Consider the following 24,418-nt stretch of genomic DNA (forward strand, 5'->3'; position numbering starts at 1 on the left):
GTACCTCTCATTTCTTTGTTCTTTTTATTTTATAGATGTTCTATCTATTTTTTTACGTAACCAGGTATCGCTGCTTGTTTCGGTTAAAACGCATACTGATCAGGTTCTGTGTCCACATAGTGATGTTCCTCTTCATCTTCTTTGAAGTAGGGTTTGAACAATTTCCACATAAACCAGGAGTCTGCATAGGCAGTCAGAGAGAATCCAAACATCAGCCAGATCAGCAGATATACCGGGAAAAGTTTTGCATCTACAAGTGTCATTGTCATTGGCAGGATTGTGATCACTGCCACAGCTAAGGCATAACCTATATGTTTAACCGCAAAATAAAATGCGTTTGTGATCAAAGTCATTGTTTTATTTTCAAATGCTGCAACTGTTGGAAATACATACAGTGCAACTGCCACCAGAGGAATATATACCGCAAAGATCACATAATTAAAAATCTGTGACATGGATCCCGGCATTGTTGCCAGAGCTTCTTTTTCCATATAAATAAATATTCCTGCTGCAGCCATCAGAATCCAGATCAGTGTGGACTGCCTGAAATTCTGCTTAAAACTCTTAAAAAAATCATGAAGTACTCTGATATCTCCATCTTTATGGAGCTTCAATGTACAGTAAAATAATGCAGTGGTGGATGCCCCTGCTGTGATAATCGGAAGAGAGCACACGATCCACAGCAAATTTAATGCGATCAACTGACCTAAAAATCCAAATATTCTGTCAAAGAGACTTCCTAGTTTCATTTCTATCTACCTCTTCCTTTCATTTATCTTTTTTTATTTTATATTTCAGTTTTCTTTCTCTAGAGCATGTTAAAAAAACATTCCCACAAATTGTGACGCGCATCTTGAGGAAAGCATTTTTCAGACACACTCTAAATATTATCAAATCCAGTTTCAGGCAAGCCCTGCTACAATCTCTGGTCTGATTTTATAACAAAGCCTGCCTGTGCTGCTCAGATCAAGAGAAAACTCTGTCTGAACACCTGAACTTTTACTTAATATTTATTTTACAGCTTACCACCGGATGTTGCAATACCTTCGATGAACTGTTTCTGGAAAATCAGATACAGTACGATCATCGGGATACATGCAAGCAGAGATGCTGCCATCAGCTGCGGATAATTGTTGGTGTACTGTCCCTGCATTTTTGCAAGTGCTGCTGACAGAGGCATTACATCTTTGTTACAGATCAAAGGCCACATCAGATCTTTGTATGCAAATACTGCTGTGAAGATTCCCAGTGCCACCATGGAAGAACGTGTCAGAGGAGCCATGATGAACAGGAAGGTCTGACCGATGTTACATCCGTCAAGACGTGCAGCCTCTTCCAGATCTTTTGGAAGTCCCATATAAGCCTGTTTGAGGAGGAATGTACCAAATGCAGTAACAATACCGGGAAATACCAGGGCAAAAATGGTATTGAGCATTCCCATTTTGCTTACCATTAAGTACTGTGGGATAATGAAAATCTGTCCAGGAACCATCATCTGGAAAAGGACCAGAGAGAACATCAGGTTTTTCCCCCTGAAGTTCAGACGTCCAAATGCATAGCCTGCCAGTGTTGCTGTCAGAACCGCACATACAACACGACCCAGGATCAGAAGTAAGGTATTGATATACAGATGTAAGAAATCCATATTTGCGCTTACTTCTCTAAAACTGTCCCATCTCCATGTAGACGGGAGGATTACGAACGGGTTGACAGAGGTTGCCTCTGTCATAGTTTTGAAAGCTGTCAGGATCATCCATAAGAAAGGAACCAGCATGGTAATAGATACCAGTATCAGGATAACATGGATCAGAACTCTGTTTGCTTTATCTCTTGCTGACATAATTATCCCTCCTTAGTTATAATGAACCCACTTCTTCTGCGCAATATTCTGGAATACTGTCATAATCATAATTACAACCAGAAGAAGTACGACGATTGTTGAACCATAACCTTTGTTATTCTGTACAAAGGAATTCTGGTAGAACAGGTAAACAAGTGACTGTGTTTTGTAAAGTGCAGGACTGTTTCTGTCCATAACCATGAAGATCAGGTCGAATACCTGCATGGCACCGATGACACGGGTAACCATTACAAAGAAGATGGTCGGTGAAAGCAGCGGGATTGTAATGTGGAAGAACTGTTTGATTCCGGTTGCTCCGTCAATGCTTGCTGCTTCATAATAATCTCTTGGGATTTCCTGCAGACCTGACAGGAAAAGAACCATATTGTAGCCAATGATGGACCATACACCGATCACTGCGATCGCATAGACTGCAATCTTCGGATCAGAAATCCAGTTAATCTTTGTATGAAAAATGTGATTGAGAAGACCAAACTCTGAGTTAAACAGCCATCTCCATACCATGGCGATCGCAGCCGGAGCAGCAACCATAGGCAGGAAGAAAATAGTTCTGTAAACAGCACGGCCTTTCATTTTACGGTTTAATAAAACTGCCAGTACAAGTGCAATGGCAATGGAAAACGGAACTTCCACAATGGCATATTTAAATGTATTTAATAATGCCTGCCATACTTCCGCATCGTGGAACAGCTTTACGTAGTTGTCAAAACCAATGAAGATATTTCCCTTACCGAAATCTCCGGTCTTGAAAAAGCTCTCATAAATGGTCTTAAAAATCGGATAGATATTTAAGATGATCAGACCAAGCATTGTAGGAAGAATGAACGCCCATCCCCAGATGAATTCATTCCGCGCCTGACTGGTACCTTTTTTTGGATTTGCCACGGCTCTCACTCCTTCTTATCGTAAAATTCTGTTGCTGATTTGAACGGAAAACTGCCGCACATCTGCATATCTGTTGTGACTTCTGCGGTTATCACATGATCGGAATCTTTTCTGCGGCAGCTTTTCTGTTTCTTATTTTTTATGAATGGTTTTGTTGAATATTAATTAATAGGACTCTTCTGCGATGGCATCGTTCATAATAGTAACGATATTCTTGCATGCATCATCCATGCTTTCTTCATCATTCCATGGTTTCTTCAGTTCTTCGCACATTGGGTTCCACCATGCAAGTGTTGCATTTGTATGTGGCCTGAATACGATGTTATCCATTGCATCCATGTATGGCTGTAAGTTGAAGCAGTCAACACTGTTAACCCATCCATCGGATATTCCTTCGTAAGCTGCCATTGTTACACCAAGGTCAGCCTGTTTCTGCTGCATATCTTTGGAACCGAACCACTCAATAAGCTGGAAAGCTTCGTCCGGCATATCTGTGTTTGCAGATGCTGCCCATCCAAGACCATTGTAAAGAGATACGCTCTCTCCTGTTTCAGCATCTTTCGGAAGTCTTGCCACATCACAGTGTTCTTTGATATAATCGTTGTCTTTGAAAGCAGATACCATCCAGGATCCCTGAGAGATCATAGCTACTTTACCAGATCCGAAGAGTACGTCTGTACCTGTTTCGGACATTGTAGATGCAGGAGGCATTACATTTTTAACGCATTTGTCAACAAATTCCATTGCCTTGATGGTATTAGGATCATCAAAACCGGATTTGTTGTCATCTGTCAGTACACATCCGCCCATGGAGTAAACAATATTCATCCATGTATCCTGCTCGTTAGATGGGTTTGCTGCGAAACCATACTGGCTTCCGTCTTCTTTTGTAAGTTTCTCTGCAATATCATAGAATTCATCCCATGTCCAGCTTCCGTCCGGATAGTCGATTCCTGCTTCATCAAACATATCTTTGTTGTACCACATAGCAATTGTATCGATGTCCTTCGGTACTGCGTATGTTTTTCCGTCCCACTGATACATTTCTTTGATATCTTCCGGGAATTTGTCCATTTCCAGTTTGTCGCTGTCTGCAATCTTGTCAGTCAGATCAAGTAAGATATCATTGGACATATATCTTACAGCTTCATTGGAATGCATCCAGAATACGTCCGGCATGTCTCCGCCTGATGCACCTGCTTCAAGAAGTGTCCAGTAGCTGCTCCACTCTACTACCTGAAGTTCAGTTTTGATTCCGGTCTCTTTTGTAAACTCATCCATGATTTCCTGAAGTCCGGCTTTCTGTCCGTTATCCCAGATTGCAACTGTCAGAGTTTTGTCTTTCGCCTGTGCGCTTACTGGTGCAAGTGCAGTAACTGTCATAGCACCGATCACTGTTGCGACTGTGAGTTTTTTCATGTTTTTTCTCATATACATCCTCCTTTATTCGTCGTTTCGACGTGTTCCTTGTGATTCTTATTATACGTTTTTGTCTATTTTTTTAAATGGACTAATGAAATGAATTTATGTCATAATCGTTATGGAAAAAACGCTGAATTTATGGTAAAATGTCAACTAAGGCTTGAATTTATGCGTATTTGCATGATATCAGTCCTTATGTCTTTATATCAACAATATCTGCAGTCAAAGAAAATAGAAAAAGGAATTGCGCAAATGCCAAATGTAAAATATACGGACAGCGCTACTTTCCGCTGTCTTGAAAACCTGAAAGAGGGCTCCCTTGATATCAGTCTGATCCATACGGGCAAAGAACACTGCCCGCCCGGACATATCTGTTCCATGCCAAGAGATGAGTTCATCATCCATTTTGTGCTGAACGGTACCGGATTCTATTCTGCCGGAGGTCAGACCTGGAGCCTTACTCCCGGACAGATGTTTGTAATTTATCCAAATGAACCTATCACATATGGTTCAGACGAAATCAATCCCTGGACTTATGCCTGGATTGGTTTTCGCGGAATCCGAGCTCATTCGATGGTAAAAGAATGTGGATTTTCCAAAAATCAATTAGTGCTTCCTGCACCGGATCAGAAAATAATCCTGAAACATATTGATTATATGCTGAATCATAAGCAGCTTTCCAGAGCCAATGATCTAAAGCGCCAGGCTTATCTGATCCTGTTGTTAGCCGAGCTTGCCGACTTTCATGAAAAACAGTCTGCACAGAACAAAAAAAATATCAAATATGCTTACAGCACCAGTGTTTACGTGGAGCTTGCCATTGAATATATTAAAGATATGTATCAAAAGGGAATCGGGATTTCTGATATTGCAGATAATATCGGAATCAGCCGTGCCTATCTGAACAGTTCCTTTCAGAAAGAGCTTGGAATGTCCGCACAGACCTTCCTCATTGATTATAAGATGCATAAAGCAGCCAGTCTTCTGGTCAGCACCAGTCTGTCTGTTAAAGAGATTGCTAATAATGTGGGCTATGAAGACCAACTTGTTTTTTCAAAAGCTTTTAAGAAGAAGTTTGGAATGAGTCCGAAGAATTATAAGACTCATAAAGAAATGATGGATAAATTTAACGAAAAGCAGGTAGACGATCCCGTGTGATCGTTCTGCCTGCTTTTTGTTGATTTTTTATTTCTATCTATTGCTTTTCGCAACCTCCATAAGGAGCTTACCTGATTCGGTTATTATTTTGCAGTTAAAACATAAATTCTGGACTCATAGTCTGTGCATGGTTCGTCTTCACTTGTAGGTTCACCTGCTGTACAGTCTGTAGTGAGCAGTCCCAGATTCATCAGCTCATCCCCGTAGTTTTCTGTTTCATTATACTCATTTCTGTAGATAAGATCCGGATCCAGTCCCTGAAGCCGCACTCTGGTAAAATCTGCGTTTACTACATTTCTTTCCCTGTACCAGAATACCAGCGCTGTTTTTTTGTCCTCGCTGACTGTCATCCACACAGTTTCATTGCCCTCAAAAGGACTCTTCAGTCTGTAAAAAGTTCCAAACTGGATCAGTTCTCTGTATTCTTTCATAAAGGTAATCTGCTGTTTTACTTCACTGATTTCCTCATCAGACAGTTTATTCAGATCCAGCTCATATCCGAAAGTTCCAAAATAAGCTACATTTGCTCTTGTATGTAGCGGAGTTTTGCGGTTTAACTGATGGTTTGGTACTACAGAAACATGACTTCCCATGGAGCTTACCGGATAACACATGCTTGTGCCGTACTGGATTTTCACACGCTCTGCCGCATCTGTATCATCACTGGTCCATCCCTGTGGCGCATAATAAAGGATTCCCGGGTCAAAACGCCCGCCGCCGCTTGCGCAGGACTCAAAGAGGATCTGCGAAAATGCAGTATTTAACCGCTCATACAGATCATAAACTCCGAGAATATATCTGTGAAATACTTCTCCCTGACGGTCTGCAGGAAGTGCAGCCGAATAACATTCCGTGATACTTCTGTTCATATCCCATTTGATGTAGGAAACCTTCGCTTCTGAGAGAATTTTATACATCATCTCATAAATACAGTCCACTACTTCTTTTCTGGAAAAGTCCAACACATACTGGTTTCTGCCATGACAGGAATGCCTCTGCGGTGTCTGCAGAATCCAGTCCGGATGTACACGATAAAGATCTGAATCCTTGTTCACCATCTCCGGCTCAAACCACAGACCAAATTTCATACCCATCTCTTCAATCCTGTCTGCGATTCCCTTGATTCCCTGGGGAAGACGCTCTCTGTTTGCCACCCAGTCACCAAGTCCTGCATAATCGTTGCTTCGTGCACCGAACCATCCGTCATCCAGTACAAATAATTCAACACCGCATTCCTTTGCCTTTGCTGCGATTTCTACCAGACGGTCCTCTGTAAAATCAAAATAAGTAGCTTCCCAGTTATTGTTAAGGATTGGTCTGGGACGGTCTCTCCAGTAACCTCTTGCCAGTCTCTTCTGATATAATTTATGGAAGGTCTGGCTCATTCCATTCAGACCCTTATCAGAAAATACTACTACTGCTTCCGGAGTCTGAAAGCTCTCACCACAGTCCAGCTTCCAGTCAAAATTCTGCGGATTGATCCCTGCAGTGATACGGGTTGTATCATGAGTATCCACCTCTGCCTGCATTCTGTGATTTCCGCTGTAGATCAGGCTGAATCCCATCACTTCTCCTGCGTTTTCTGTTGCTGACGGACGTCGGAGTACAATAAAGGGATTATGTTCATGAGAGGAATTTCCTCTGATGCTTCCCACAGACTGGATTCCCTGCTCTAATCTGCGTTCTTTCACATGACGTTCTCTGGACCATGCGCCGGAAAACTGCATCCACACATAATCCTTGTCCGGCAGATCAAGGCTGAGGCTCATTGCATTTAACAGATGTACTGATGATGTACCCTCGTTTGTAAATCTGGCACTTCTGGTGATGATTCCCCCTTGTGCAAAAATAGTATAAAGCAATTCCAGTACAATTCCTGTTACTTCATCTTTCAGTTTTATACATAAGGTCTGGGCTTCTTCGTCTTTCTCAGTATAAGTAGCCGGAAGTCCCTGAAGTTTTGGTTTTCCAGCTGCAATTGTATAACTTACATAAGTAAAATCAGAAATCCTGCTGCCGTTTTCCTGAAGGATTTCCATTGCCGGATAACGGTAATCAGAACTACCATACACCGGATATTCCAGTTTCAGATGCTCCAGCGAAAATTTGCGGTTTTCCTCATAAACACAGGCTGTCATTGGTCGCTGCTTCATCTCAAGAAGATATGAAAAATCTTCTCTGTCATGGATTCTTTTCCCAAAATAGAGATTTCCAAGATGTCCATTTGGAAGCACACACATAATATAACTGATGTCACTGTTGTATAAATGGAATGTGTTTGAACTTTCATGAAAAATAATACTCATAACTGTCCCCTTTCTATAATAAATTCAATATACATGAAGTTAGGGGCAAAAGGTTTTTTGACCCTAACTTGATATCACGGATTGCTCCGCGGCTGTGCTGATATCATATACATTATTATAGAGAAAGTTATTCTGAGGCGTTATGGCATTATGTTTGTCTGAACCTTCAAAATGTTAACTGTTGATCAGCTGTTCCAGCCCATCCTCTGACACTTCCAGGTTTCTTCGGTTTTTACTTCTGTCCTGCCTGCGAAACTGAGTTGGTGTCAGTCCTGCTTCATGTTTGAATGCCCTGGCAAATCGTTCTGCATTTCCATAGCCACAGGATTTTCCAATTGATTCTACAGACAGTTCCGTAAGAACCAGCAATTCTCTTGCCCTTGTAATACGGTATTTCTGCAGAAAGTCCTTTGGTGAGATGTGAAGTTCATTCATGAAGATTGTGTACAGATAACTGCGGTTAACATTTAAATGCTCTGCCAGTTCCTGCACTCCGATTCCACAGGCATATTCATTTTTTATAAATGCCATGGCTTCTTTGATATATTCTCCATACCCGTTTTCTTTTCCATATTTCTTTTCTTTTGTGTTGCCCAGATAAGTATCAATCACCACATCTTTTGTAAGAACTGAAAAGAAATCATATAATCGTCCCTGCAGATAATACAGATTTGAAGTGGTACTTTCTGTATGTTTCAGAATATCCAGCACAATTTTCTTTAACTCTTCTCCACTTTCCGAACGGAAGATCAACTGCTCGCTGTTTAATCCGATATCTCGAATATATTTTCCTGCATTGGTGCCGCCTACTCCGATCCAAAGATAACTCCAGGGATCATCTTTATCTGCCTGATAGAAAGTCTGTGTACCCGGCTCGATCAGAAACCCCTGTCCGGCAGTGAGATAATGTTTTTGTCCGGACACCTGATACATTCCTTTTCCTTTCACTACAAAATGGATCAGATAATGTGGACGGGATGCCGGGCCATAGCAATGCAGCGGCCCGCATTGTGCGTAGCCGCTGTAGCTTAGATAAAATTCTCTGAATTTTGGTTCCTGTAATTGTAAGACATATGAATCTTCCATAATATATAGTCTGCTCTCCTGTTTTATAAACAACCATTAACTTCCGGCTATATCATAAGGCCAGCGAACACTCATCTATCTTCTTTAATTCCTCTTCACTGAAGGATGCACTGTCCAGCACTTTCAGATTCTCAAGAATCTGCTGTGGACGGGATGCTCCTATAAGCACACTGGTTACAATTCCATCACGGAGAATCCATTTCAGTGCCATCTGAGCAAGGCTTTCGCCTCTTTCTGCTGCAATTGCATTCAGACTGCGGATACTGTTAAGACGTTCCTCGCTGAACTGATCTGCATGGAGAAAACGTCCGTCTGTGTTAACACGGCTGTCCTTCGGAATTCCGTTCAAATAACGGTCAGTAAGCATTCCCTGGGATAACGGGCTAAATGCAATAATTCCCTTTTTCCTCTCTGCTGCAGCCTGTTTCAGGCCATTTGTCTCGATGGTACGGTTAAAGATATTATATCTGTTCTGATTAATGATAAACGGACAATGCAGTTCTTCCAGAATATCTGCAGCGCGTTTCATTGTCTCACCATCATAGTTGGAGATTCCAACATACAATGCCTTTCCGCTTCTGACAATTTGTGCAAGAGCCTCCATGGTCTCCTCCAGAGGCGTCTCCGGATCCATTCTATGATGATAAAAGATATCTACATAATCCAGACCAAGGCGTTTCAGGCTCTGGTCAAGACTGGCGATCAGATACTTACGGCTTCCCCAGTTTCCATAAGGTCCCGGCCACATATCATAGCCTGCCTTTGTGCTGACGATCAGCTCATCTCTGTATGCAGAAAATTCCTCTCTCAGGATTTTTCCAAAATTTTCCTCCGCACTTCCGGGCTGTGGACCATAGTTGTTTGCAAGGTCAAAATGAGTAATCCCATTGTCAAATGCCGTAAAGCACATCTGCTTCATATTCTCATAAACACCGGTATCCCCGAAATTATGCCATAAACCCAGAGACAACTCCGGCAACATCAGCCCACTGGCACCACAGCGGTGGTATTTCATAGTTTCATAACGTTTTTCATCTGCCTGATACATAAGATAATTCCTCCCTTTTCGTACAGTTTTCAAATCTTCACTTTTATTAAATCCTACTCTAATCTGCAACTTTGCAAATCACATTTTGCACCTTCTCAGACTGTATCAGCATCCTCATCTTCTCATCCCCATCCTCAATCTCAGGCTTACCACATCTAAGACTATCTGGATGCTCCGACACACAGCAATTCTTATACCAGCATTCACCCATAAGAGTCCCTTTAACAGACCACTTTTCATTTTGTGTAAATTCGCCTGCCAATGACTTCATCACTCGTTCTGTAGAATATCTTTTAAAACCTGCTATATACTGCAATGTCTTCTCGTCATCAATCTTTGATAAATTGATTCTATGATTCTCAACTGCTGCCAAGACTTCTTCACGAATTTTGATTTTATCTGTCTTTCCGGTGCCTGTCCATGCTATTAGCTTGTCAAATGCAAGAATCAGATATTCAAAACAAATCATATCCAGAATTACAATTTTTCCTTCCGACTTATCTGTTATTGATTTCAACATACGATACTTGTTACGAATATCCTGATTATCAACCACATAATCAAATGCAACGTAATATTTATCGTCATCTTTAATGTCCAAGTCTATTACCGCATCCAGTAATCCCTGATTGCTTCCTTTACTTTCGACTACAAGCTCATTATCAAAGAAAAACTTGTTAACTAATTTCCAGAAGTGAAGCCCTGCACCAGTATCCTCCGTCCATAAATATCTCATATCACAGCTCCTCTTCCAGCGTTATTCTGTTGTTATCAAACTTCAGCACCTTAAAACTTTTATCAGATACATTGAGTCCGTCACAATTTCGCAGAAAAAGCATATACTGATTTGAGAACTCAAAATTAATGAATCTCCTGATATCATCATTAATCAAGTAATCTGCATTATCTACCACAATGAAACTATCCCGGCACTGTTTTATTGCTTTTAAAAAATCATCTGATTTATAGTTAAATAATTTTATAGCCTTGTATTCGTCTGTTAGTCTTATATCTTCCAGCATTTCATAAAGGACTGTTTTACCGGTGCCGCTGTCTCCGCCAACAAGAGTAATTCTATCCTCAAATTCCAAATCGTATGAAAATGGATCTGCTTTAAAAGTAATGTTCTTATAAATCATCTGCTTCTCTCCTTTCATACTCCTTACTCCACCAGGCATTATAGCCTCTCCCGCCGATAACTATATCAGAATTATTAAATCGGATTTTTGCATTGTCCGGGATATCAAAAAGTGTCGGTCTTGACATATAAATCTTTATATTTTCCATAGTAAAAATGATCCTTAACACATTCGGACCACATTCCTCGACACTTACCACCTTATCAGGGTGTTTTACAATATTTATCAGTGTCTTGCAGCCTGATGATAAATTACGTATTGTACCCAATCCATATTTTGTTTCTATATGCTTGTCCGGAGTCAGCTTTGCCTCATCTATTTGCCAGATTAAATCCATTTCTTTTTGTGACATTTCTTCATTACCTGTGTTCAGATTAAAGTACAGGTCGTTTTGAAGTATCCAGTCTTTTGAATTAATCTTATTTGTATATATATCTATCATTTAATGTTACTCCTTTTCATTGTCGATCGCCGACTTTTGAGAATCGTTGGACCACTATAATACCCACGTTTTCGCCCTGCATTATAAATCAAAATTTACTTGTATATCATATCACATTTTCAATGTTATAAATATCATTTTTTGTTGTCTATTTATCTATAATAGTATAATAGCTAAAGTGTTACTGTTCATTTGAAGAGCTCCGATAGGGATTAACCAAAATCAATTGTTATCGGAGCCTTCAAACGGAACGCAAGAACAAAATGACCATACTAGAGTATTGATTAACTCCGGTGTGGTCGTTTTTTATATCATTTTATTTGCATCAACTGTTAATCCAGCTGCTTGCATATTTTTACATAATTGCATTTTCCATGCACCATTTTCATCCATAGGAATATACACAACACCTGAAATATCGCCAGGAGTTTCAACATTTCCCTTTACTAAAGCGCAAACATTACCTCTGCCAAGTTTGCCAATTAAGTATCCGTGCTCAAACACAACATTTTGACGTGCTCTATATTTGTTTTCAGATTCGTTCAGTTCCTTTGCGCGCCCCAGATTACATTCTGTATATAGTACAACAGCAAATGAAACATCTGTGTATTTTTCGATTTTCTCAATTATTGTCATTCCAGCATCTGCTTGTTCGTGAAGTATAATTGCTTCAAAACCAGCTTTTTCCAAAGTTCTAGCCATAGATTCTTTTGCAGATGTATCGTGCCCATGTACAATAAATACTTTATTACTCATTTCTTGGTTCACCTCTATTTCTTTAAATTTATAATCAGATGAAATTGGTTCATCCCAGTATTCATTATCTAAAAGCAAGGCTTCAAGATACCCAACCATATCATCAAAAGATGACGGTCTATTGGCTCTATGAAAATACGTGGAGTCAATACTTTGATGAAGCGGATGGTCTTTAAGATGTCGTTCATTAAAAATACTAATTTCACTCATCCAAGCATTATATTTTGGTCCTGATACATAAGATATTGCAAACCCATCCCCAGCTGGGTGATATTCCTCAGCCTTGATTCTTTTACTTCTCTCTAGGAATTGTTCGACTTTTCTTTTGTTCGGATTTTCAGTCTCTTCTTTATTTAGCAAAAGTATCATTCTCAATTTTTGAGATATTGCCTTCAATTCAGGTCTGTAATCAAATGGTTGCCCTACAGCAACGGCTTTTCCATTCGTAGAAAGATTGACCAAGAATTTATCATCAATCGTTGAGTATTTAGCAACAAGCTCAGAATAGAAATCTTCTGAGCCCTCAGTAGTAGAAAAAGCGTCACAAGCATTTATATCTTTCTTAATTTCTTCTAATATTTGTTTTGATAACCTCATGTAAACTAGCTTCCCTCCTTATGCAGCTCCGATCCAACCATATCCCTGAACTGCCATATCCACAAAGTGGTTCATGAGCAGAGATACCTTAGAATCAAATGCTGCTTTATCATAACTTTCAGGCAGATCATCATTCAATGATAATTCTACCTCGTATTTAAGCTTGGCACGTGGCTGCTCGTCCTTGTACCAATCTACCACTAGAAGGCTACTACGATTATCCACTAATTTCTTATAAAGGTTTTTAGCAGAAAGTTTTACTTTTCGATCTTCATCCTGTGTTAATTTCTTTCCGACAATCAGCAAATCGTAAATCTCAAGTTCTTCTTCCGTAAGACCTTTGGTATTTGCACGATTATCTTCCTGACGAAGCTCTTCAAGGAGTTTTAAAAGCTGCTCATAATAATCCTCGTTTTCAGTGCCGCCTGCGTTGTAAGAATCAATAATACGCTTGAACCTTTCTGAGAACTTGGTTCTTGTGCAGTTTTTGTTAAGCATCTGTTCCAGTGCTTGCTCGATATATTCCTTCAAATTGTTAATTTCAATCGCCTTGTATTTAGCTACCTTGATTTCTTTTCTCAATTGCTCAACATCAACCTTAGAAAGGTCGATGACTTTTGTGCCTTTACTCATGTACTGTGCAGGTTCCTCGCGCACATAATTAACGAAATCTTGACTTGCGGTAACACTACCATCTAGAATTTGGTTCATTTTCTGTCTTGCACGAGCTACTTTTTCATCATCGATAGTGTGGTAGAAAAGGCCATGCAAATACACAAGTGGTGCAAACTTATCGTTGCTCCAATTCTTCTCAAAGATTTCCGGCTTTGATGCTTCATAGAGATTTGTCAACGTATTAAGGATAACCTTGAATTTTTCTTTGTCGTCATCTTTTGCAACGATAGTATCATAGGCACTTCTTAATGCATCCAGTTTATCGAGAGTATTTGAATCAGCGATTATCTTTTTCAAATCAATATCAAGAGACAACAAGAAAGAATCTGCTTCATCGATTGTGCCATCGATATAGCTTATTAATTGGTCAATATCCTTTGCCGGGAACTCTGTACCATCATCTCCAGTCGCATATTCAGTCAATGCTTTTTTCATGTACTTGAATACATTTACATAATCCACGATGATTCCGGCAGGTTTTCCCGGATATACTCTGTTGGCACGAGCAATCGCCTGCATCAGCGTGTGTCCCTTCATTGGCTTATCAAGATAAAGTGTAGATAAGTTCTTTACATCAAATCCTGTCAGCCACATTGCACAAACGAAAACAAGTTGCAGTGAGTCATCAGGATCTTTGAATCTATCCTCAATATCTCTGCCGTTCGGCGTGATTTCTTTCATCTTTGCACGATGCTCAGATATCTTTAATCCTTGCTTAGCAAACTTGGTTTCTTCATCATTTTCCTCTGAAATAATAACAGCCATTTCAACCTTGTTCATATAAGCAAGAATGCGAGTGAGCTGATCACGCTCTTCTTTGGTAGAAGCCGTGTTTCGCTCTTTCATGATATTTTGCTTTTCTATAGCCCAGTAATGCTGAACCTTGTCATACATTTTGACAGCAGTGTATTTGTCGACAGATACAACCATACCTTTTCCAAGGAATCCTCGTCTTGGGAAGTGGTAGGCAATATCCTGTGCCACTTTATCTAAGCGGTCTTCTCTCTTGATAACTTCAAAGATACGCGATGATGCATTCTCTAAGAGACGAGTTTCATCCTCGTTAAGTTTTTCTTCTTCAATAATGTCCACAACGTCATCGTCAAGGAAATCATTCTCAAGTCCAACTTCCGGAACTCGTCTAGAATAGAATAAAGGCACTGTAGATCCGTCTTCAACAGACTGTTTAAAATTATACTCTGATACATAATCTCCAAACCACTGATTTGTAAGATGTTTTGTACCAAGAAGAGGTGTTCCTGTGAATGCAACAAAGTTAGCATTCGGAAGTGCAGTTCTCATGTTTTCTGCCAAATCCTTATACTGTGTTCTATGTGCTTCATCAACAAGGACAATAATATCGTCACGTGCAGAAAGCACCGGATATTTCTCTGTCTTATCGTATCCGAACTTATAAATCAGCGTGAAGATAAAAGCCTTATACCAGAACGAAAAACTATGGTCACGTGATACCAAGAAGCTGAAAATCGTTTTTAACTTTATTGAGAATATTCAAATACCGAACAATAAAAAAACGGCATAGCCGATATTTCACGACTATGCCGAATTTTTCAAGCCACAGTTAATCCCTTACGGAACTTACCTTTCCGACAGCCCCTTTTCAAAATAAATAAACTATATTAAATTCCTTTAAAGCTAAAGGAGAATTCCATCTTTCCGTCTGCATTCAGCAGATATTCCGGATGGGTATATGCTCCCCAGCTGTCGTCGCCGCCGATTCCCATCTGGCCTTTGGCTACACGTACTACTGTGTAATGAATCTGTGGGAGTTCATATGGATGCATGGCATTTTCCATCTCATGTGGAGTGTATGGGAGTGCAGAGAACATCATTGATTCTCCATCCATTTCAAAGTACATTCCTCTGCCCTTGCGGTCTGTAACCTTCGCCCAGCGTACTTCCTCTTTTGCTCCACATTCCTGCGGTACCATGTATCTTGCCATGTTGTCCACAACTTTGTTCTGATAAATGCCCAGTTTTGCACCTTTTTTTCGGTCTGCATAGGTTTCAGCTTCGCCCAGTCCATACCACTGAACATTGTCGTAATCTGCATTGAATTTGAAAATCACCCCAAATTCCGGCATATCACCAAGTTCTTTTACAGGATCATAAGTTAAAGTTGTCTTCACTTTTCCATCGCCGAATACTTCGTAGGTGAGCTGACACTCACTGGCTGGTGTGGTTGGCATCAGATAGGTAAATGTTACTTTTACAGAGTGGTCTGTTTCTTCTGCCTGTGGTAAATTGGATGGGCCATATGCACCTTTTCTGTATTCTTTGTGGCTTAAATACATGCTGGCAATTTTCCACTGTGCGTAGCGCATCTGCATAAGATTCCCACAGTCATTATCTGTTGGTGCACGCCAGAAGTTTGGTTTCGGGATTGCCTCGATCATCTCTTTGCCCGCATATTTGTAAGAAACCAGACCACCATTGAGGACGGAGAACATTACTTCAAAGTGCTCGCCGCGGACACCAATGTTGTGTGTGCTTCGGATGATCTGTGGCTTCTTTACAAACGCATCTGATACACATACATCTTTTTCCGCTGTAATCGCTGTTTCTGCTGAATCTGATTTTCCATCCGGAACATCCTCTTTCACCTGATATACATACTGTCCAAACGCAATCTCATGGCCTGCAGGTGCCCATATCTCTTCCTCTTTCAGATGGAAGGAAACAGTAATTGTATATTCTCCGGCTGCCTCAGCCTTTTCAAAAGGCTGTTTATATTCTTCCTCACTCAATGGCTCAACTGCTGTTTCCAATGCTTCTGTACGAATCACTTTTCCATTCTTTGCAAGTGTTACCTTACAGTCAAAAGTATTTGTGTTTACAAATAGATTCTTGTTAATCACTTTTACTGTATCAGCTGTCACCTCTGCTGTAATATTCTGATAATTGAATTTCACTTCCTGCATCTTTGGAGATGGCTCTCTGTCACCGCCATATGCGATTCCGTTACCACTGAAATTATAGTCTGTAGGGCGTTCTCCGAAATCGCCGCCGTATGCCTGGAACTCTTTTCCATAGCGGTCTTTCTTATAAATAGACTGGTCAATGTAATCCCAGATAAATCCGCCCTGATATTTGGGTTCTGTATCTGTCAGGTCTGTATATTTGTGCATAGCACCGCAGGAATTTCCCATGGCATGTGTATACTCACAGCAGATAAACGGTTTGCTGTCATCCTTTGCCAGAAACTCTTTGATTGCTTCTACAGACGGATACATCTGACTTTCCATATCACTGGTATCATTATAACTGCGGTCATGGAAAAGTCCTTCATAATGTACCAGACGGGTAGGATCATTCTTACGGAAAAGCAGAGACATTTCATAGATATCTTTTCCGCCAAAAGATTCATTTCCACAGGACCAGATCAGGATTGCCGGATGATTCTTGTCTCTCTGATACATGGAGTTGGCACGGTCAAGCATCATATCCAGCCATTCCGGTTTGTTGTGAGGAACAACATGAGTATAATCCTTTGTAAATTCCGCCACATCCCAGGAACCATGGGATTCCAGGTTTGTCTCATCGATCATATAAATACCATATTCATCACAAAGCTGATAGATCAGTGATGTATCCGGATAATGACAGGTACGAATGGCATTGATATTATTCTGCTTCATAATGCGAAGATCCTTGCGGAGTTCTTCCTCTGATACATGTCTGCCGCTGACAGAACTGAATTCATGACGGTTTACGCCCTTAAACACGATACGCTTTCCGTTCAGAGTCATAATGCCGTCCTTCATCTCGAAACGGCGGAATCCAACCTTCTGAGGAATCACTTCCTGAATATTTCCTGCTTCGTCATAAAGTTCAATTGTAAGATCATAGAGCTGCGGATCTTCTGCACTCCATAATTTTGGATTATTGATTTTCCATGCAAAACTGTTCTGTACAGTCTTGCTGCTATTTGTTTTCTGAATATAAAATGGCTCTGCATTTGCTTCTTCATTTTCAGCTTCTGTAAGAGATTTTTTCTCTTCCAGCACACATTCTCCATCTTTCTCAAGTCTGAAAACAATGCTTCCCTTTCCCCATGTCTTTACCTTAATTTCAAGATCTGCTACATCCAGATTCTCTTCCGGGATTGCACGGATCTGGAGATCATATGCATGGGTATCCGGAACTGTATAAAGATACACATCTCTGTAAATTCCGGAGAAACGGAAGAAGTCCTGATCTTCGCACCAACTGCTGGAGGTCCATTTGAACACCTGTGCTGCCAGCTTATTCTGTCCATCTTTAAGATAATCTGTCAGTTCAAATTCAGATGGGGTGAAAGAATCCTCACTGTAGCCAACAAAGGCTCCGTTCAGCCACAGTGCAAGTCCGCTCTCTGCTCCCTGGAAAGAAATAAACAACCTCTTTCCCTTCATATGTTCCGGCACTGTAAAATATTTCACATAGCTTGCAACCGGATTAAATCTCTCCGGTATCTGACCCGGATAAATTTCCTCATGTCCTTCCCATGGATACTGGACATTAGCATACTGGGGTGCATCATATCCTTCCATCTGGATATGTGCAGGTACATGAATGTCATCCCAGTCATAACAGCAGTAGTCCTCTTTCTCAAATCCCTGAACTGCACTTTTGTAATTGCGCGCATAATGAAACTTCCATAAACCGTTCAGACTATAGCGAAAAGAAGTTTCCGTCCCATCCTGCACAGCAGTCTGCATTTCATTCCCATCTCTATAATATACATGATCTGAATGAGCTTCCATTCGGTTATCGCAGAAATACTGTGGATCTTTTACCAGTAAATAATCAAATGCCTTCATACTCTTATGTTCTCCTCATGATTTGTTGTTTTATAACTTTTCTCTCTGCCTGCAATATTACATTTCGCCATGCATTTGTAAAATACTTCCAGCAAAATACTTTATATATGACTTTTTTCATAAAAATATCTTATACGATATTGCCAACAGCCAGTTATCTTTCATAAGCAAAATTATAACATTATACCAATCCGCATAGTTTGCATATTTGACTATATAATATTCATTTTCGACTTTTATAGATTGATCCTTCGCAGCATTTTCTCAGCCTGCACAACACTCTCCCAGAAGAGGAATAATCGGACTTCTCTTTTATCCGAAAACTCCCTATACAAAAAGGCAGGTGATCTTCACCTGCCCCACAATAGCACTGCATTTATTCAGCCTTCCGCTATCTTATTCCCCTTTAGTTTCCTTCTCTGCCATTCTTGAAAAAACCATCTCATATCCGTCATTTCCATAATTCAATGAACGATTCACACGACTGATCGTTGCTGTGGAAGCTCCGGTTTTCTCCGAAATATCAAGATAGGTTCTCTTGTCCATCAGCATCTTGGCAACCTCAAAACGCTGTGATAAGGAAAGAAGTTCATTGATCGTGCATACATCTTCAAAGAAAGTATAACACTCTTCTTTATCCTTCAGACATAAAATCGCTTCAAAAAGCTGATCTACAGCCTCTGTTCTGATTTTTTTACTCATTTTCATGCTCCTTTTAGAACTCTGTACTTCACTGGACGGACATTTGTCTTTAAAATGTCCGTGTTATATTTCTAACAGTGATATTTTACCACGTTAAATTATAGGAAGCAAGCCTTTAACCTAAAAGAAATTACAGATTTTTTTATTTTCTCACAAAAACCTCTTTCGAAGAGTAAGGCAGATAAAATCATCCTCTTTGTGACGCAGCTCTACACCAAATAACTGCTTCTCAGTTTATCAGAATTTACGATTCACATACTTCCTTATTGCATCCACAGACCGATTAAGAACCAGCTCTTCCGGAAAATCCAGTTTTTCCAGCAGATCTCTCGCCCGATCAAACTCCCCGATCAGAAGATCAAAATGAGCATCACTGTCCATCACCACCGGAACCTGATATTTCTTACACAGTTCCAACATCACAGTATCATTTTCCACAGCATTCTGCCGGTTACAGTCCGGATCCATAGAATGATTATTCAGTTCCAGAACCTTCCCATATTCCTTCGCACCCTGAACCAGTGCCTCATAATCGATTTCATATCTCCCATCATCCGGATGCCCGATAATATTTACATAAGGATTCTTCATCACATTCAGATAGCTTTCTGTATTCTCCAGCTTAGATCCCGGCTTCATGCATGGCATATGCAGACTGGCGATCACCACATCCATCCTCTCCAACGTCCGCTGCGCCAGATCCACAGTCCCCTGTGCATCCAGAATATTCACCTCAGACCCCAGAAGCAACTGAATCCCATACATCTCCCTGGGCACAATTTTCAGATTCTCAAAATAATACTTATGACAGGTCCCCGGCATAGCAGGCGCATGCTCCGTAATCCCCAGAACCTCCAGTCCCTTATCTGCGGCCGCTTTCGCCATCTCCCTCAGAGAACAATATGCATGACCACTCACCAAAGTATGTGTATGCAAATCCAACACAGAACTATATCTCATAACAACCCACTCCTCACTTCGTACAATATTCCCCCTCATTATACGACCATCCTTCTACCTCCACAAGCAAATTTTCCGTCCACCCATTTTTATCGTCCATTTTTACTCAATCCAACACCCCAAAAATCGCCAGCAGCCAGCGCAGAAAAATAGTGTGTTTGATGTGCATTTGCAGGTATCTTAGATATTCTTAGGTCAAAAAAATCTGCGTTATGAGCCGGCTGCATCACTGTCTGAGCGGAGTCTGCGACGGAGCGAGTTTGAGAAGCCGGCTCATGCCTTTAGCAGATTTTCTTGGCCTTAGAATATCTTAGATGCCGAAACCGCACATCAAACACACTATTTTTCTGCGCGTCCCCTGTCAAGTCAAACAGATATTCGCAATTAAAGCAGGAGACTTACTTGATTCGGTAAAAAAACAGGGCCTGCACCCTGCAAGCCCTGCAAAAAATTTCCATTTAAGAATGAATATACAATTTTTATTTTACGATAAAAGATTTTCTCTTACTAACAACATCAAAGATAACCGCTGCCAGCAGAACCAGACCTTTAACAACCTTCTGCAGGTTCTGGTCAATACCCATGATACTCATACCTAAGTTCAGAACACCCATCAGCAATGCACCAATGATAACCCCCGGAACTGTACCGGTTCCGCCATAAGCAGAAGCACCACCAATAAAACAAGCACCGATAGCATCCATCTCAAAGTTTGTACCAGCCTGAGGATTGGCAGAATTCAGACGAGCCATAGTAACCATACCTGCAATAGCAGCCAGAAGACCCATATTCAGATAAGCAAGGAAATAAACCTTATTTGTATTAATACCGGAAAGCTTTGTAGCCTTCTCATTACCGCCAACTGCATAGAAATAACGTCCTGTAGTTGTCTTGGAGGCAATATATGTATAGATTGCAATAATTACAGCTACCCAGATCAGAGAATTCGGAATACCTTTATACTGAGCCAGACGGAACATAAAAGCAAGAACAACTACACAGATCAGAATCATCTTAACTGCAACACCACCAAAAGCATCTACACTGTACCCTTTCTTCACACGATCTGCACGATTCTTCAGAACAAGTAACACATATACAATACAGACAATAATACCAACTACAAAACAGATAAGATTAAATCCCTCTTTCCCAAATGGATCCGGAATATAATTGTTAAACAGTGCCAGGTAAGAATCAGGCATTGGTGCCAGTGTCTGTCCTTGTAAAACTACGTTTGAAAGACCACGGAACGCAAGCATACCAGCCAGAGTTACAATAAACGGTGGGATTCTTACATAGGCAATCCAGAATCCCTGCCATGCACCGATGGCAATACCTGTAAGCAACATAACCAGCATTGTAAGATATGGGTTCATACTGTTGAGAACCATCATCTTACCGCCAACTGCTGCTACAAAACATACAACAGAACCAACAGAAAGGTCAATATTACCACCAGTCAGAATACAGAACAACATACCTGTTGCAAGGATAAATACATACGCATTCTGGGCTACAAGGTTATTCACATTCTGAGGAAGAAGCATAACCCCATTTGTATTTACAGCAAACATGATGACTACCAGAACAAGAACAAGCACCATGGTATATTTCTTTAACATCTCTGAAAAACTAATCTTTTTTTCCATCTTTTTTACGCTCCTTTTCCTGATTTTACGATCTTGGACATGATCAGTTCTGATGTGGCCTCTTCTTTGCCGACCTCACCTACGAACTTGCCCTCATTCATGATATAGATTCTGTCTGACATTCCAAGTACTTCCGGAAGTTCAGAAGAAATCATGATAACAGATTTTCCTGCTGCTACCAGATCGTTAATAATACAGTAAATTTCGTATTTCGCACCTACGTCAATACCACGGGTAGGCTCATCAAGGATCAGAATATCCGGTTCTGTAAACATCCATTTTGCAAGAAGGACTTTCTGCTGGTTACCACCACTTAAGTTGCCTACATTCTGCTCGACAGACGGACATTTTGTTTTCAACTTCTTTCTGTAATCCTCTGCCACCGCATATTCTTTATCTGCGTCAATAACCTTTCCATTACTGACTCCCTTCATATTTGCAAGAGAAGTATTCATCTTAATGGATTTGGAAAGTATCAGACCATTTCCTTTTCTGTCCTCTGTAACATAAGCAAGCTTGTTATCGATTGCTTCCTGTACAGTATTCAGCTTCACTTCTTTTCCGTTCATGAATACCTGACCGGAAATCTTAGTTCCATAACTTTTTCCAAAAATACTCATTGCAAGCTCTGTACGTCCTGCACCCATAAGTCCGGAGATACCTACTACTTCTCCCTTATGCACCTTAAATGATACATTATCTACTACTTTTCGCTCTGAGTACAGCGGATGATAGACATTCCAGTTCTTAACCTCCATGGAAACATCCCCGATCTTTACATCCGGACGTTTCGGGAATCGATCTGTCATCTCACGACCTACCATACCCTGAATAATACGCTGCTCGGAAAAGTCATCTTTCTTCTTATCCAAAGTCTCGATAGTAGATCCATCACGGATAACTGTAATCTTATCCGCAACATAGGAAATTTCATTTAGTTTATGGGAAATGATAATAGATGTCATTCCCTGTTTTTTGAACTTCAGAAGCAATTCCAGCAGAGCCTGAGAATCATCCTCATTTAAAGATGCTGTCGGCTCGTCCAGGATCAGAAGCTTGGCATTTTTTGCCAGTGCCTTGGCGATTTCTACCAGCTGCTGTTTACCTACACCAATATCCTTGATCAAAGTTCTGGAGGATTCTTCAAGTCCTACTATTTTCAGATATTTATCTGCTTCTCCGTAAGTTTCATTCCAGTTAATAGATAATGAACTTCCTCTTTCATTGCCCAGATACATATTTTCACCGATCGTCATATATGGGATCAGCGCCAGTTCCTGGTGAATGATTACAATCCCTTTTTCTTCACTGTCTTTAATTGTATTGAATTTACAGATTTCACCGTTATAAATAATATTACCATCGTATGTTCCATACGGATAAATACCACTTAATACATTCATCAGGGTAGATTTACCGGCTCCATTTTCACCGACCAGAGCGTGAATCTCGCCCTCTTCCACCTGAAGATTAACGTTATCCAGTGCTTTTACACCTGGGAAAGTTTTGGTAATATTTTTCATTTCCAGAAGTATCTTAGCCAATTTTGTTTCCCTCCCTTTATAAATCATGCCTGCGACGGGCAGTCCTATAGCAATCCCAGGAAATACTGAATTACATTATTTTCTGGGATTGCTATAGATTAACACAGGCGGGTGGTATTCCCGCCTGTATGATCAATTTTTATTACTGAATCTGATCTTCTGTATAGTATCCGGAATCGATCAGCATTTCTTTGTAATTGTCAACAGTGACAACAACCGGATCGCAAAGGTATGTCGGGATAACACCTGTGCCGTTATCATAGGATTCTGTATCATTAACTTCCGGTTCTTCACCTTTCATGATGGAATCAACCATTCCAACAACTGCTGTTGCAAGAGCACGTGTATCCTTGAATACGGACATAGCCTGTTTTCCTGCTACAAGGTTCTTAACATTTGGTGTATCACAGTCCTGACCTGTGATGATCGGATATTCTCCTGTATAGGAAGCTGCAAGAGCATTTTCTACGCCAAGTGCTGTAGAGTCATTGGAGCAGAGAACTGCATCAAGATTTGAACCGTCTGAGTAGTTACCTGCGATAATTGTATCCATTCTGTCCTGAGCCTTTGCACTGTCCCAGTTAGCAGTTGCAACCTGCTCAAATTCTGTCTGTCCGGATTTAACTACCAGCTTACCTTCATCAATATATTTCTGAAGTACATCCATTGCTCCACCGAAGAAGAAGTTACAGTTATTGTCACCAGGATCACCTGTGAACAGCTCAATATTAAACGGTCCGTCCTGATTGTCGAGATCAAGTGCATCTACTAAATATTCGCCCTGTTTCTGACCTACCTTGTAATTATCAAATGTTGCATAATAAGTAACTGCATCTGAGTTCATAAGCAGACGGTCATAGGAAATAACCGGGATTCCTGCTTCTTTAGCCTGTTTCAGCGGCTCACCAAGACTGCTTCCGTCGATAGATGCCACAACCAGAAGATCACATCCGTTTGCAACCTGATTCTCAAGCTGTGAAACCTGTGTGCTTACATCGTTGGATGCATACTGAAGGTCTACTTCATAGCCGGCTGCTTCCAGCTCTTTCTTCATGTTCTCGCCATCCTGATTCCATCTCTGAAGATCTTTTGTAGGCATTGTAACACCGATCAGTTTCTTGTCATCCGCTTTAACAGCTACTCCCGGGATAACTACCATTCCAGCTACCATTGATGCACAAAGAATTGCAGATACGACTTTCTTTCTCATTGTAAAAATCCTCCATTTCTTTTTACGTTTCTCACGTTTTCTTGATAACGTTACTATAGCACAGGGCAATCTGGACATGGTTGGCAAAAAACAAGACATTTTAAGAAAAACAAAAAATGCCCTGCACAGGACAGGACATTTTTGTTGCAAGA

The 24,418-nt window shown here is 40.6% G+C and carries 20 protein-coding genes; 2 read left to right on the plus strand and 18 right to left on the minus strand.

Translation table 11 applies throughout. The annotated features are described in order from the left end of the window. Positions 1-83: 83 nt before the first annotated feature. Positions 84-749 (minus strand): YesL family protein, encoded by a 666-nt coding sequence (locus I4V44_RS00060; protein ID WP_196002112.1) that lies wholly within the window; start codon positions 747-749, stop codon positions 84-86. Between the two features lie 79 nt (positions 750-828). Here I4V44_RS00060 and I4V44_RS18440 point away from each other — a divergent pair, with 79 nt between their 5' ends. Continuing rightward, complete coding sequence (locus I4V44_RS18440) at positions 829-942, plus strand: DUF6783 domain-containing protein (protein ID WP_370793401.1); 114 nt, start codon at positions 829-831, stop codon at positions 940-942. Between the two features lie 73 nt (positions 943-1,015). On the opposite strand, the gene I4V44_RS00065 is transcribed toward I4V44_RS18440, so the two are convergent. The 3 genes from I4V44_RS00065 to I4V44_RS00075 all read right to left on the minus strand — a co-directional run bounded on the left by I4V44_RS00065 (position 1,016) and on the right by I4V44_RS00075 (position 4,177). Next, a complete protein-coding gene (locus I4V44_RS00065; RefSeq protein WP_008706570.1) occupies positions 1,016-1,840 on the minus strand; it encodes a carbohydrate ABC transporter permease in 825 nt (274 codons plus the stop codon). A 12-nt stretch (positions 1,841-1,852) separates the two neighbouring features. Continuing rightward, positions 1,853-2,746, minus strand: a complete 894-nt coding sequence (locus I4V44_RS00070) for a carbohydrate ABC transporter permease (RefSeq protein ID WP_020993601.1) — start codon at positions 2,744-2,746, stop codon at positions 1,853-1,855. 165 nt (positions 2,747-2,911) lie between these two features. Further along, complete coding sequence (locus I4V44_RS00075) at positions 2,912-4,177, minus strand: ABC transporter substrate-binding protein (RefSeq protein WP_055059362.1); 1,266 nt, start codon at positions 4,175-4,177, stop codon at positions 2,912-2,914. 243 nt (positions 4,178-4,420) lie between these two features. On the opposite strand from I4V44_RS00075, the gene I4V44_RS00080 reads away from it, so the two are divergent. After that, positions 4,421-5,326, plus strand: a complete 906-nt coding sequence (locus tag I4V44_RS00080) for an AraC family transcriptional regulator (protein WP_196002113.1) — start codon at positions 4,421-4,423, stop codon at positions 5,324-5,326. Positions 5,327-5,409: 83 nt separating this feature from the next. On the opposite strand, the gene I4V44_RS00085 is transcribed toward I4V44_RS00080, so the two are convergent. The 14 genes from I4V44_RS00085 to chvE all read right to left on the minus strand — a co-directional run bounded on the left by I4V44_RS00085 (position 5,410) and on the right by chvE (position 24,215). Beyond that, entirely contained in the window at positions 5,410-7,632 is a 2,223-nt protein-coding gene (locus tag I4V44_RS00085) for an alpha-galactosidase (protein ID WP_196002114.1), read from the minus strand. Between the two features lie 174 nt (positions 7,633-7,806). Next, positions 7,807-8,718, minus strand: coding sequence for an AraC family transcriptional regulator (locus tag I4V44_RS00090; RefSeq protein WP_178688113.1), 912 nt, complete (start codon positions 8,716-8,718; stop codon positions 7,807-7,809). 52 nt (positions 8,719-8,770) lie between these two features. Further along, positions 8,771-9,766: an L-glyceraldehyde 3-phosphate reductase gene (gene mgrA / locus I4V44_RS00095; RefSeq protein WP_055149566.1), complete on the minus strand. Its 996-nt coding sequence runs from the start codon at positions 9,764-9,766 to the stop codon at positions 8,771-8,773. 58 nt (positions 9,767-9,824) lie between these two features. Beyond that, positions 9,825-10,502, minus strand: a complete 678-nt coding sequence (locus I4V44_RS00100) for a hypothetical protein (RefSeq protein ID WP_118339232.1) — start codon at positions 10,500-10,502, stop codon at positions 9,825-9,827. Position 10,503: 1 nt separating this feature from the next. Further along, complete coding sequence (locus tag I4V44_RS00105) at positions 10,504-10,923, minus strand: ATPase (RefSeq protein WP_226852626.1); 420 nt, start codon at positions 10,921-10,923, stop codon at positions 10,504-10,506. After that, positions 10,895-11,347, minus strand: coding sequence for a DUF4869 domain-containing protein (locus tag I4V44_RS00110; RefSeq protein WP_118758734.1), 453 nt, complete (start codon positions 11,345-11,347; stop codon positions 10,895-10,897). Before I4V44_RS00110 ends, I4V44_RS00105 begins: the two co-directional genes overlap by 29 nt. A 306-nt stretch (positions 11,348-11,653) precedes the next feature. Further along, a complete protein-coding gene (locus tag I4V44_RS00115) occupies positions 11,654-12,700 on the minus strand; it encodes a TIR domain-containing protein (protein ID WP_243102213.1) in 1,047 nt (348 codons plus the stop codon). An 18-nt stretch (positions 12,701-12,718) separates the two neighbouring features. Continuing rightward, a complete protein-coding gene (locus I4V44_RS00120; protein WP_207666110.1) occupies positions 12,719-14,851 on the minus strand; it encodes a type I restriction endonuclease subunit R in 2,133 nt (710 codons plus the stop codon). 164 nt (positions 14,852-15,015) lie between these two features. Next, entirely contained in the window at positions 15,016-18,198 is a 3,183-nt protein-coding gene (locus I4V44_RS00125; protein WP_196002115.1) for a glycoside hydrolase family 2 TIM barrel-domain containing protein, read from the minus strand. Positions 18,199-18,594: 396 nt separating this feature from the next. Continuing rightward, on the minus strand, positions 18,595-18,900 hold the full coding sequence (locus I4V44_RS00130; protein ID WP_008706557.1) for a YerC/YecD family TrpR-related protein: 306 nt from the start codon (positions 18,898-18,900) through the stop codon (positions 18,595-18,597). Positions 18,901-19,137: 237 nt separating this feature from the next. Beyond that, entirely contained in the window at positions 19,138-19,860 is a 723-nt protein-coding gene (locus tag I4V44_RS00135) for a phosphatase (RefSeq protein ID WP_118758736.1), read from the minus strand. Between the two features lie 479 nt (positions 19,861-20,339). Continuing rightward, positions 20,340-21,512, minus strand: coding sequence for a multiple monosaccharide ABC transporter permease (gene mmsB, locus I4V44_RS00140; RefSeq protein WP_118758737.1), 1,173 nt, complete (start codon positions 21,510-21,512; stop codon positions 20,340-20,342). Between the two features lie 5 nt (positions 21,513-21,517). Next, a complete protein-coding gene (gene mmsA, locus I4V44_RS00145) occupies positions 21,518-23,056 on the minus strand; it encodes a multiple monosaccharide ABC transporter ATP-binding protein (RefSeq protein ID WP_025578092.1) in 1,539 nt (512 codons plus the stop codon). Between the two features lie 142 nt (positions 23,057-23,198). Beyond that, positions 23,199-24,215: a multiple monosaccharide ABC transporter substrate-binding protein gene (chvE, locus tag I4V44_RS00150; RefSeq protein WP_420314063.1), complete on the minus strand. Its 1,017-nt coding sequence runs from the start codon at positions 24,213-24,215 to the stop codon at positions 23,199-23,201. Between the last annotated feature and the right edge of the window lie 203 nt (positions 24,216-24,418).

The sequence above is a fragment of the Blautia sp. 1001283B150304_161114_C9 genome (assembly GCF_015668165.1).
Taxonomy (GTDB): Bacteria; Bacillota; Clostridia; order Lachnospirales; family Lachnospiraceae; genus Blautia_A; species Blautia_A wexlerae.